Source organism: Halanaerobiales bacterium (assembly GCA_035270125.1).
Classification (GTDB): domain Bacteria; phylum Bacillota; class Halanaerobiia; order Halanaerobiales; family DATFIM01; genus DATFIM01.
In genome coordinates, this window is record DATFIM010000076.1 from 22,273 (window position 1) to 35,013 (window position 12,741).

A 12,741-nucleotide genomic window follows, 5' to 3' on the forward strand; every position below is an offset into this window, starting at 1 on the left:
CCCGTTATAGCTTACCCAGTGGTTAAAAAACTTAACCATCAGGGTGGTACCGTGGGAAATGAACTCAAACCTCGCCCCTGTCTTAATTGACAGTGGTGAGGTTTTTTTAATTTTTTCAAAAAATAAAGGAGGTAATATTATGTTAGACAGAAAATATGTTCGAGAAAATATTGAGGAAGTTCAGGAAGCACTGGAAAATCAAAATATGGAATTAGACCTGGATGAATTTGAAAAATTAGAGGAAGAAAGAAGAGACTTACTTTATGAAACAGAACAGTTAAGGCATAAGAGAAATGTGGCATCTGATAAAATCGGTGAATTAAAAAGAGCAGGGGAAGATGCCAGTCAAATAATTGAGGAAATGAGAGAAGTATCAGATCAGATAAGTGAATATGAGGAAAGATTGGATGTTGTTGAAGAAAAATTAGATAAAATCTTACTTTCTATTCCTAATGTTCCCCATCCAGATGTTCCAGTTGGATTAGATGAAGATGATAATAAGGAAGTTCGTAAATGGGGTGAACCAAGAGAGTTTGATTTTGAATTCAAACCTCACTGGGAATTAGGAGAAGAGCTGGATATTTTAGATTTTGAGAGAGGAACAAAAGTTGCAGGTTCGCGATTTACTTTTTTAAAAGGGGCTGCGGCCAGACTGGAAAGAAGTTTGGTTACTTTTATGATCGATCTCCATACTCAAGAACATGGATATACAGAGGTATTTCCACCATTTATGGCTAATTCAGATAGCATGACCGGGACAGGCCAGCTTCCAAAATTTGAGAAAGATATGTTCAAAATTGAGGATAGAGATTACTATTTAATTCCTACAGCTGAAGTTCCAGTTACCAATATGTATAGAGATGAGATTTTACAGGCAGATGAATTACCTATATATCATACTGCTTATAGTGCCTGTTTTCGAGCTGAAGCCGGTTCTCATGGTAGAGATACTAGAGGTATTATTCGCCAACATCAATTTAATAAAGTGGAAATGGTTAAATTTGTTGAGCCAGAAAATTCTTATGATGAATTAGAAAAGATCACAGCAGATGCTGAAGAGGTATTACAAAAATTAGGTCTTCCTTATCGAGTGGTAACTTTATGTACAGGAGATCTTACTTTTGCATCAGCTAAAACATATGATCTGGAAGTCTGGATTCCAGCGTATGATACTTATCGTGAAATTTCATCCTGTAGCAACTTTGAGGACTTTCAGGCCAGAAGAGCTGGAATCAGATATAGGCCGGATGAAGATGCAAGTGCTCGTTATGTCCATACTCTTAATGGATCTGGACTGGCAATCGGAAGAACAGTTGCAGCTATTATGGAAAATTATCAAAATGAAGATGGTACTATTAATGTTCCGGAAGTATTACAACCATATATGGGTATGAAAAAAATAACACACCCTGAGAAATAAAATTCTTGAGTTCAATAAAATATCATTGAAATTAGCCGTCCTCTGCGGGCGGTTTTTTTAATTTAGATTGTGAAAAAAAGTTCAAATTGTCTGTAATTACTGAAATGTAAATGTTTTCAGACAATAAAGAAAAGGATTTAAATTTATAATAAAATTCTTTTCTGAAATGGAATAGTATCTGCATTTATATAAAATTGAAGATAAATTTTATTATATTTCATATTTAAAATAAAATTGGGAGGTTCATAAATGGATTTATTAATTAATATTAGTAAAAGCATTAGTAATTTTGTCTGGGGTCCCTATATGTTGATTTTACTTGTGGGTACTGGTGTTTTTCTTACTTTGGGTTTAAAAGGTATAACTATCCGAAAAATTGGATATGCATTTAAAATGCTTTTTGAAGGAAGAGATAAAAACAAACAGGAAGGTGATGGAGATATAACTCCATTTCAGGCATTAATGACTTCCCTAGCTGCAACAGTAGGAACAGGAAATATTGCAGGAGTAGGAACAGCTATATTTATGGGAGGACCAGGAGCTGTTTTCTGGATGTGGGTTACAGCTTTATTTGGAATGGCTACCAAATATAGTGAAGCAGTTTTGGCTGTTAAGTATCGTGAAAAAAAGGATACTGGTAAATTTGCTGGTGGTCCAATGTATTATATTAAAAATGGAATGGGAGAAAATTGGAATTGGTTAGGAGGAGCATTTGCCCTTTTTGCCTCATTTGCTGCTTTTGGAATTGGGAATACAGTACAATCCAATTCAGTTGCTAGAGCAGCTGAACAGGCAATAAATATGCCTTATTGGCTTACTGGATTAATATTAATGATTTTAACTTATATTGTTGTAATTGGTGGAATAGAAAGAATTGCTGAAGTTACAGAAAAATTAGTTCCAGCAATGGCAATCATCTATGTTTTAGGTTCAATTTGGATTATATTAGTTAATTTTGGGCAATTAGGTGGTGCTTTTTCTTTAATATTTAAAAGTGCTTTTAATGGTCATGCTGCTGTTGGTGGATTTACTGGAGCTGCAATAGCTCAGGCAGTTAGATTTGGTGTTTCCCGTGGGGTGTTTTCAAATGAAGCAGGACTTGGGAGTGCGGCTATTGCTCATGCAGCTACTACTACCAAAAAACCTGTACGCCAGGGAATAGTTGGTATGCTAGGTGGATTTTTAGATACAATAGTTGTTTGTACTCTTACTGCTTTAGTAATAATCATGAGTGGAGCCTGGAGTGTTGGTGAAACCGGAGCTGAACTGACAACAATTGCTTTTAATAAAGGTTTACCTGGCCCCGGAGGATTAATTGTAGCTTTTGGTTTAATCTTTTTTGCTTTTTCTACAATTTTAACCTGGAGTTATTATGGTGAAAAATCTGTTGAATATTTTTTAGGTTCAAAAGCAATTAAACCTTATAGATATCTCTGGGTTATTATGGTTTTTGTAGGAGCAGTTGGAAATTTAAAAATTGTATGGGCTATGGCAGATGCTATGAATGGATTAATGATTATACCTAATTTAATAGCCTTATTGGCACTAAGTCCGGTTGTTTTTAATGAAACTAAAAAATACTTTAGTGATGAAAAAGATGAAGAAGAAAGAAAAATGGCGAGTTAGAACTCCTCAAAATCAAAGAGTTTTTAGATACTTTCTAGTCTGACAGTTAATACTGTCAGGCTATTTTTATTTTATAAAAAATTAATAATATGGTAATATTATTAGAGGAGGTGGCTATATTTTGAAAAAAAGATATATTTGGACTTTTATTATATTGTTAATAATCGTTTTTATAATTACAAATATATTTATACAAAATAAATATAAAATTAATTTAGTAGAATACTTACAATATAGGCAGGGATTGACCAAAAGTGAAAAAAATTATTTAGCAAATAATAAAAAATTAATCTATAGTTCTGATAGAAATTCACCTCCTATGAGATTTATGGATCCAGAAGATAAACAGTATAAGGGTGGAGTAATAGATTATATGAATAGTCTTTCAGTTGAATTAGGGGTTGAGATAGATTTCAAACCTCTTGTTTGGGAAGAAGCTTTAAAACAATTAGAAGAAGGAAAAACAGATATATGTGATATGTTTTATAGTGAAAAAAGAGCTGAAGATTATCTTTTTAGTGATCCTGTTTATTTATTAAGGTCAGTAATTTTGGTAAAAAACTCTAATCAATCCATAAATACAATTAATGATCTTGATGGTAAAAAAGTAGCTATGCAAAAATCAGATTATGCTGTAGATTATGTAAAAGATAAAATTGGTCAAAAAGCTAATTATTTTCTTGTAAATAACATAGAAGAAGCAATAGAATTACTTGTTAATAATAAGGTAGAAGCTGTTGTTGGTGATGAACCTGTAGTTACTTATTTTAGTTCTACTAAAAATTTAAATAATGAATTAAAAATTATAAATCCCCCTTTATATGAAAAGTATATAAGATTTGCTGTTCCTAAAGGTGAGGAAAAACTGGTCTCAATTTTAAACAAAAGTATTTTTTCTTTAAGAAGAAAAGGAATATTAGAGGGTATACAACAAAAATGGTTTGGGTTATCTGGCTCTATAATGGAAAAGGGAATAAATAGGTATCTTTCTATAGTTTTTATTAGTATTTCAATATTAATTGTCATTATTACATTGTTTTTTGTTTGGAATTATATTTTAAATAAAAGAATAGAAAAAAGAACAAAAGAGTTAAAGGATAGCAAAAACAAACTACAGACTATTTTTGATGGTGTAGAAGACCTAATGATTTTATTGGATAAAAATTATATTATTGATAATGTAAATAAATCATTTTGTGATTTTTCGGGAGTAAAGAAAGAAGATTTAATTGCTAGAAAATGTTCTAATAATTTACTTTATGATAATGAAAAACTTTTGCTTAAATATTGTAAAGATAAAAAAATAGAACAATCATTTTTAGATGGAAAAAGAAGAGTAAAAGAGATTAATTTTAAAAATAAAGTCTTTAAAATGGGGATACTTCCAATTCAAATAGATACTAAAAATAGTGAGGATAAAAACAGAAAAATATTAGTTGTTTTTAGAGATATTACCAAAGAATTACTTAATGAAAAAAAGTTATTTCATGCTAATAAGATGGCCGCTATTGGCCAATTAGCTGCAGGAATGGCTCATGAAATTAGAAATCCTCTGGGATTAATTAGAACATATAATTATTTATTAAAAAATAAAATAGATAATAAAAGTGAGGACATGGAAAAACATTTTAAAGAAATTGAAAAATCGATTGAAAAAATAAGCAGAATAATTGATGATTTATTAAACACTTCTCATAGTGGTAATGACCAGAAAGAGTGGATAAATATTAATAATTATGTAAAAAGAATTTTTTCTTTACATAAAAATTTGATGGATAATATAAATTGGATCATTAATGGAGATAGAGATATAGAAATATATATTAATAAAGATAGACTTGAATATATTCTCTTTAATTTAATATCTAATGCTGTAGATGCAATTCAAAAAGATGGTAAAATTAATATAGATTATGGCATAAAAAATGATAAATTTAATATTATTGTTAAAGATAATGGTAAAGGAATAAAAGATAAAAACTTAGAGAATATTTTCAATCCATTTTTTACAACAAAATCACCAGGAGAAGGTACCGGACTTGGTTTATATATAGTTTATACTGAAGTAGAAAAAATGAATGGAGAAATTAATGTTGAAAGTGAGAAGGGGAAAGGTACTATTTTTGAAATAACTCTTGAGGTTGAGGTGAGGAGGAAAGCAAATGGAATCTCAAAAAACTAATATTCTTGTGATAGATGATGAGAAAAAGTACAGAGAAGTATATAAAACTTTGCTTACTGAAAACGGTTATTTTGTTAATACAGCTTCTGAAGCAGAAGAAGCAATTGGTATCTTAAAAAACAAAAGATATAATTTAGTTTTACTTGATTTAATATTACCAGAAACAAATGGTATTGAAGTTTTGAAAAAAATAAAAGATAAATTCGGTGATACTTTAGAAGTGATTATGGTTACAGGTTATGGTAGTATTGATAGTGCTGTAAAGGCAATGAAATCTGGAGCATTCGGATATTTTATAAAGAGTTCGGATCCAGCTTCTCTTCTTTTAGAAATAGAAAAAGCAGAGAAGATGAATAAATTATTAAAAAGCAATAAAGCATTAAAAACTCAAATCAAAGATGATGATTATCTGTTAAAATCTAAAAATGAAAAGATGGAGGAAGTCATAGATATTGCCCGCAGAGCAGCGGCAAGTAAAGCCAATATTTTAATAACAGGAGAATCAGGAGTAGGAAAAGAAGTTATGGCAAAATTTATTCACCAACAGAGTTTGCGAGAGAAAACTCCCTTTGTTACTGTAAATTGTGCTTCTTTTTCCGAAAATATTTTGGAATCTGAACTCTTTGGTCATGTAAAAGGAGCTTTTACAGGAGCAATAGAAAATAGAAAAGGAAAAATTGAAGAAGCTGATGGTGGGACTTTATTTTTAGATGAAATAGGTGAGATTCCATTAGAATTACAGGTCAAATTACTTAGAGTACTTGAAGAAAGAGAAATTTCTCCTGTAGGAAGTAATAAAAGAATACCTATTGATTTTCGTTTAATTAGTGCATCTAAGAGGAATATAAAGAAAATGGTTAAAAATAATAAATTTAGAGAAGATTTGTTTTATAGAATTAATACAATATCATTTGAAATATTGCCACTTAGAAAACGAAAAGAGGATTTAAAAGATTTTATAAGTTATTTTTTCAAAAAATTTTCCAGGGAAACTAATACTAAGATCAGAGACCTTGGAGAGGGACTTGAAAATTTATTAATTGACTATGATTATCCCGGTAATATAAGAGAACTAAAAAACATTATTGAGAGATTAGTAGTTCTTTCAACAGATGGTAAGATAGATAAAAAATTTTTACCAGTTGAAGTTAAGAAAAATGAAAGAAATTTTACTCAAGAATTAAATTTAAAAAACGGTAATTATTCTCTTAAAAAAGCAAGAAAAAAATTTGAAGCGAAATTTATAAAAAAGTCATTAGAAAAAAATGATAATAATATAACTCAAACTGCTAAAAAGCTTAAAATCAGCAGAAGACATTTGAGTAATAAAATAAAAGAATATAATTTAAAAAATAATTAATAATATTCATTTAGTTAGTTTTTACTATTATCTAAAAATAAATTTTAAATTCCCTGTTATATAGGGAATCACTTAAAAAATAAAAAAATTATAATAGAAAATTAACTTTAAAGGAAGGAAAAACCGGTTCAGTTATAGAAAAAGAAAATACACCCACAAAAGAGTGGGTAAGATTTATTTTTGAATAAATGCGAGGGGGTTTTATTTTGAATAAAGTTCAAAAGAATTGGACAGTAATAAAACGTGATGAGAGAGAAGTAGAGTATAGTCGTCAAAAAATAGAAGATGCGATTTATAGAGCAATGGTTGAATCAGGAGAAGAAGCCACAAGAAAAAATGCCAAAGAAGTGACAAAAGAGGTTGAAAAAAGTCTGGTTGAAAATTTTTATAAAAAAGCTGAAGTACCCAAAGTTGAAGAAATACAGGATTTAGTAGAGGAAAAGTTAATGAAATCTGCTTATGTCGCAACAGCAAAAGCTTATATTTTATATAGAAGCAAAAGAAATCAATCAAGACCTAAAAGAAAAAAGGAAGAAGAAGAAAAGAAATTATTAACCAATGATTTTTTAAGCAAATATAAACATCAACCTAATCCTTTTCCTACAGAATTAGGTGAATTTATATATTATCGTACATATTCTCGCTGGTTAGAGGAAGAGCAAAGAAGAGAATACTGGTGGGAGACAGTAAAAAGAGCAGTAGAATATAATGCCTCTCTTGCCCCTACTACTAGAAAAGAAGCTGAACTTTTATATGATAATGTATATAATTTAAGAAACTTTTTAGCAGGGAGAACACTCTGGACTGCTTCTACAGAATCAAGTAAAAAATATGGGATGTCTAATTATAATTGTAGTTTTACTGTAATTGATGAATTTAAAGCATATGAAGATATCTTTTATCTATTAATGATTGGAAGTGGGGTAGGATTTCGTGTACTTCCTCGTGATGTAGAAAAACTTCCAAAAATAAGAAAAGATGTTGAGATAATTCATAAATATTATGAGCCTGTACCTAAAGAAGAAAGAAGAGAATATACTAACTTTGATTTTGAAGATAATGTAGTAACTATGAATGTAGGTGATAGTAAAGAGGGTTGGGTACAATCTGTTGAATACTATTTTAAATTTTTAGTAGAACATGATTATCGTGATATAAGTAAAATAATTTTCAATTATGATTCAGTAAGACCTAAAGGTGAAAAAATAAAAACATTCGGTGGAACAGCTTCCGGTCATCAAAGCTTAAAAAGAATGTTTACTAAAATTGATAAATTATTAAAAGAAAAACCTGATAGAGAAAAAGATAGTACCAATAGAGTAAAGCTAAAACCTATAGATGCCATGGATATTGCTAATATTATTGCTGAAAATGTTGTCTCAGGTGGAGTAAGACGTTCTTCTCAGATTTGTCTATTTAGTGAAGATGATCAGGAAATTGCTAAAGCTAAAAATGACCTATATATTCAAAAAGATGGAGAATGGCAGATAAACCCTGAAATATCACACAGACAAATGAGTAATAACAGTATTTTCTATGAAGATAAACCTGTTAAAGAACAATTAGAATGGCATGTTAAGCAGATGCGATTTAGTGGAGAACCAGGATTTATTAATACTGAAGAAGCAAAACGAAGAAGAGAGAACTTTAAGGGAGTTAACCCCTGTGGTGAAGTTCTTTTAGATTCAAAAGGGGTTTGTAATTTAACTTCTGTAAATGTATTTTCTTTTGTTGATGATGATAATAATCTAGATACAGAAGGTTTATTTCAAGCTCAAAAATTATCAGCCAGAGCAGGGTATAGAATGTCATTAATTGAGTTTGAACTTCCTGAATGGGATCATATAAATAAAAGAGACAGATTAATTGGTACTTCTCTTACTGGCTGGCAGGATATGAAAAATGCTCTTAGTTTAACTAAAGAAGAAGAAGCACAGTTATTAAAAGAATTAAGAGAAGTAGCTCATAATGCTGCTGAAGAAATTGCAAATGAAATAGGAGATTCTGAACCTAAATTAGTAACTACCATAAAACCTGAAGGTACTCAAACTCAGATGCCTACAGTTTCAAGTGGTCTTCATTATTCTCACAGTTCTTATTATATTAGAAGAGTTAGAATCTCTGCTTCTGATCCATTGGCAAGAGTATGTGAAGAGCTCGATTATCCGATTCATCCAGAAGTAGGTCATGATCCAGAAGACCCAGAAACATTAGTGATTGAATTTCCTGTAAAAGCACCTGAAGGTAAAACAAAAGGTGATGTATCTGCAATTGAACAGTTGGAGACTTATAAAATGTTCATGGAAAATTATGTAGATCATAATGCATCTATAACTGTTCATGTTCGTGATGATGAGTGGGATGATGTTGAAGAATGGTTATGGAATAATTGGGATACAGTAGTAGGCATTACCTTTATTTCTCATACTGATAGTTTTTATGATTTAATGCCTTATGAGGAAATTAGTGAAGAGGAATATAATAAACGTGTTGAAGAAATGAATAGATTTAACCCTACTTTAGTATCTAAATATGAATCTGAGAGAATAGAAAGAGAAATTGAAGATGAAGCTTGTGATACTGGAGTTTGTCCAGTAAGATAAAAAAATAACTAAAAAATCATAGTTAAAGCTTGACATCTAGAGTTATATATAGTAAAATTTATATCGGACGCAAAAAACGGAGGGATGTCCGAATTGGCTAAGGAGCCGGACTTGAAATCCGGTGAAGCCGAAAGGTGTCGGGGTTCGAGTCCCCGTCCCTCCGCCATTAATATGACAGTAATAACGTCACTTCGAGAGAAGTGGCGTTTTTTGCATTTTATGTAAACCCCCGAACTTTCCCCGAACTTTTATCTTTATTTAGTTAAAAACTTCTTCTACCTTTTTTAATTTATTAATAGAATTTTGCTGTATTGATGGGATAACATGTGAATAAGTGTCTAATGTTAATAATCATATTTTCAAAATCAATGTCATTCCAACTTAATCCTAGACTTTCATTTCGACGCATTCCTAAATACAAAGTGATAACTATAAAATTATGGATCTATTCATCATATTCTTTGGCTACATCAAGTAATTTTTAAAATTGAAGGTAAATATGATGAAATTGAATTGATGTTTAATGGACATATTGATACAATACCTGGTTTTAATATGGATTATTATCCATTTAAACCTTTTATTAAAGAGAATTCAATTTATGCTGCATCTGAGTTTTGCAATATTGTTAGAAAAGAATTACAAGAAAAAATAGAGAAAAAAAGTTAGATATTAATTGGTTATCCGACAATTAATGTTGGATTTTTTCATGGGGGAGATTATGAAGTTTGACCATTAAGAGAATTAACTGCTTCTATGATAAATGCTCCTCACAGTCTTAACAAAAATGATAATTTTGTAAAAGAAACCATATCTGCAGTTGAAAAAGTAACTTCTAAAAAAAAGGAAACAGTAGCTTTTCCAGGATGGAGTGATGCTGGAATCATAAGTAATCATACTCCTGCTAAAAGTATTATTTTAGGACCGGGTAATATTGATCAGGCTCATGCAAATATCCATTATCCCTGCTAATTGGCCAGAAAATGAATTAGTTGGAGATAAAGGAATTATTGAACCTGCTTCTGATGAAGAAACAGCTAAAAAAAGAGAAAAAGAATATGATTGTTATGATTGGTGGTTCTGTCACAAAGAAATATAAAATTTACTTAAAAAAATATTTAAATTATATTTTTATCTTAAGCTTTTTAATAGTAATGCCCTGGAGTATTTAAAACTTCAGGGCATTTTTTATGCATACTCAGTATATATATAAAAATATGCGTATAAATATTATTTATATAGTATAGATAACATTTATTTGAATCTATTTATTATTCATTATAAACTTATGTCACAAAATATTGTGAAATAAATATCTAAATATTAATTTCAGGAGGCAAAAAGTGGAAATAGCGACGAAAAAAGCAAAAAATAATTTTAGCAAAAAAAACAATTTTTTATTGCTGTTATTGGAATGGTTTTATTAGTATTATTAGGTTCATATTTAGCGAATACTGATGTTATGCTATCTATGTATTTAGTTGCTGGTTTATTATTTGGTTATATTCTAACTAGAGCAAGATTTGGTTTTGCCGGGGGAGTTAAAGAACCATATATGACCGGAAACTCAAGTCTTGCAAAAGCGTTATTATTTACTTTTGCAGTTACTATAATTGCAACAGCAGGTGTCCACTGGGGAACAATGGTATTAGATGGTGCTTCAGTTGCGGAAGTTGCAATAAAAGGAGGAGCCCATCCTGCACCAGGTAGTAATGCAGTTAAACCTCTTAATTTAGCAGTTATTACCGGCGGCTTTATCTTTGGTATGGGAATGATAATGGCCGGTGGTTGTGCATCAGGTTCTTTAACTGATGCGGGAGAAGGTGCTGTAAGATCATTTATTGCATTATTTTTCTTTGCTATTGGAGCGGTTTTTGGTCGTGGTGCAAGAGTCATCTTTGATCAATCTGCTTTAGCTGACTTTTCAACAACTGTTTATTTACCAGAAAAAATAGGATATTTAGGGGCAGTTTTACTTTCCTTTTTATTTTTATTGATTTTGTATGTAATAGTTAAAAAATATGAGGCTATGAGAAAAAAAGAAGGAAGTTATCATGAAATTGAATATAGTCCTGATCAGAAATCACTAGATGAATCAAAAGGATTCAGCCTCTTTAGTTATGAAACCTATCATAAATTTTTTGTGGAAAGATGGAATTATATAACAGGTGGTTTATTAATTGCCATAATGTTTATTTTTACAATGAACACCACTGGTACAGATTGGGGAGTTACAGGGGCATATACTTATTGGGGTATAGGAATCTTACAAAATTTAGGTATCAACTTTACTAATAGTTCTATTTATTCTGGAATCGCAGAAACAGTAAATAATGGTTTATTGTATCATGCTGGAACTTTAAGAAATGTTGGAATTATTTTTGGTTCTGCTATTGCAATGTTATTAGCAAGTAAATTCAAATTTGATTATGATTTTAATTTTTATGATGTATCGATTTATGCTTTAGGAGGATTATTAATGGGTTTTGGAGCAAGGTTTGCAAAAGGATGTAATATTGGAGCTTTATATGCAGCAATCAGTAGTTTTTCTCTACATGGCTGGTTTTTCTTAATTGCTCTTTCTTTAGGAGGGATTGTTTCTTTAATGTATTTTGAAGGGAAATTAAATATAGTACCTGACAGAAATAATAAATAACAAAATCAAAAAGAATAAGTCTATTAAAAGGGGCCAATATAAAAATTGGTCCCTTTTTCTATGTCTTTTTTGAAATATTATTAAAATATTTATGATGTTAATAATTATGAATTTAAATTATTTCTAATATTAATTACACATAAAGTATAAATGACTGAAATAAGACTGAAAGTAAATTAGTATCAAAGCTAAAGATGACTTATAGGTGACCGATAAAAGTAAAATTAATGGTATACTTTTTATAGAAAGAGAACATATATATTTTGGAGAAGGAGTAATAAGGGGTGATATAGTGATTAAGAGAATAAAAATCTTAGGTAGTTTTATTTTTTTCATTATCATATTTATTTTATTTTTTTCCTTATCACTATCTGCTCAAAATCCAGGAGTATTAAATTTTCATTCAATAAAAGCTAATGGTCAAAATCAAATAGAAATGATCACTTTAGCTTTACCTTTAATTGATGAAAATACAGAAAAAATTTTTTTAAGATTAAATAATAAATTTTTTGTTGAATCTAATGGCAGGAAAATTAATTCTGATAGTTTAAGTATTATAACAGCCAAAAAAGAACATTTATTAAAAAATAAAAATATTGAAATTCCCATTAGAGATAATTTAATTAAACATAATAATAAATTAAAGGTTTTGTTACAAATCAATATTTTAATAAAACCAGAGGATCCACCTGGAAGATATCAAAATGAATTAATAATTACCCAAAAAAACCAAAAAGGAGAATTTGTAGAAACAGAAATACCAGTTGAATTTAAAGTAGAGCCCTGGATTAAAATGTTTATAAACACAGATTTTTATGAAATTTCACAAACTGATTTTGATAATAATAATTTGGAAAGTATTATACCCGGACAAATAGAAATAAGAAGTAATTG

The 12,741-nt window shown here is 29.7% G+C and carries 10 protein-coding genes, 1 tRNA gene and 1 other annotated feature (1 of these 12 only partly in view); all 11 genes read left to right on the forward strand.

Going from position 1 to position 12,741, the window contains the following annotated elements; translation table 11 throughout:
* Window positions 1-82 (forward strand) — a binding site (T-box leader); it begins 155 nt to the left of the window's first position.
* 57 nt (window positions 83-139) lie between these two features.
* Window positions 140-1,420, forward strand: a complete 1,281-nt coding sequence (serS, locus tag VJ881_04215) for a serine--tRNA ligase (protein HKL75254.1) — start codon at window positions 140-142, stop codon at window positions 1,418-1,420.
* 249 nt (window positions 1,421-1,669) lie between these two features.
* The gene (locus tag VJ881_04220) at window positions 1,670-3,046 is read left to right on the forward strand and encodes a sodium:alanine symporter family protein (GenBank protein HKL75255.1); all 1,377 of its coding nucleotides are present in this window, start codon (window positions 1,670-1,672) and stop codon (window positions 3,044-3,046) included.
* 121 nt (window positions 3,047-3,167) lie between these two features.
* The gene (locus VJ881_04225; protein ID HKL75256.1) at window positions 3,168-5,228 is read left to right on the forward strand and encodes a transporter substrate-binding domain-containing protein; all 2,061 of its coding nucleotides are present in this window, start codon (window positions 3,168-3,170) and stop codon (window positions 5,226-5,228) included.
* Window positions 5,209-6,588: a sigma-54 dependent transcriptional regulator gene (locus VJ881_04230; GenBank protein HKL75257.1), complete on the forward strand. Its 1,380-nt coding sequence runs from the start codon at window positions 5,209-5,211 to the stop codon at window positions 6,586-6,588. Before VJ881_04225 ends, VJ881_04230 begins: the two co-directional genes overlap by 20 nt.
* 206 nt (window positions 6,589-6,794) lie before the next feature.
* Window positions 6,795-9,191, forward strand: coding sequence for a ribonucleoside-triphosphate reductase, adenosylcobalamin-dependent (nrdJ, locus tag VJ881_04235; GenBank protein ID HKL75258.1), 2,397 nt, complete (start codon window positions 6,795-6,797; stop codon window positions 9,189-9,191).
* A gap of 78 nt (window positions 9,192-9,269) precedes the next feature.
* Window positions 9,270-9,357, forward strand: a tRNA-Ser gene (locus VJ881_04240).
* A gap of 347 nt (window positions 9,358-9,704) precedes the next feature.
* On the forward strand, window positions 9,705-9,860 hold the full coding sequence (locus tag VJ881_04245) for a hypothetical protein (GenBank protein ID HKL75259.1): 156 nt from the start codon (window positions 9,705-9,707) through the stop codon (window positions 9,858-9,860).
* 87 nt (window positions 9,861-9,947) lie between these two features.
* Window positions 9,948-10,163: a M20/M25/M40 family metallo-hydrolase gene (locus VJ881_04250; GenBank protein HKL75260.1), complete on the forward strand. Its 216-nt coding sequence runs from the start codon at window positions 9,948-9,950 to the stop codon at window positions 10,161-10,163.
* A complete protein-coding gene (locus VJ881_04255) occupies window positions 10,138-10,290 on the forward strand; it encodes a hypothetical protein (protein ID HKL75261.1) in 153 nt (50 codons plus the stop codon). The genes VJ881_04250 and VJ881_04255 overlap by 26 nt, the downstream gene beginning before the upstream one ends.
* 315 nt (window positions 10,291-10,605) lie before the next feature.
* Complete coding sequence (locus tag VJ881_04260; GenBank protein ID HKL75262.1) at window positions 10,606-11,847, forward strand: YeeE/YedE family protein; 1,242 nt, start codon at window positions 10,606-10,608, stop codon at window positions 11,845-11,847.
* Window positions 11,848-12,052: 205 nt separating this feature from the next.
* The coding region (locus VJ881_04265; GenBank protein HKL75263.1) for a hypothetical protein at window positions 12,053-12,741 on the forward strand (689 nt) is incomplete at its 3' end.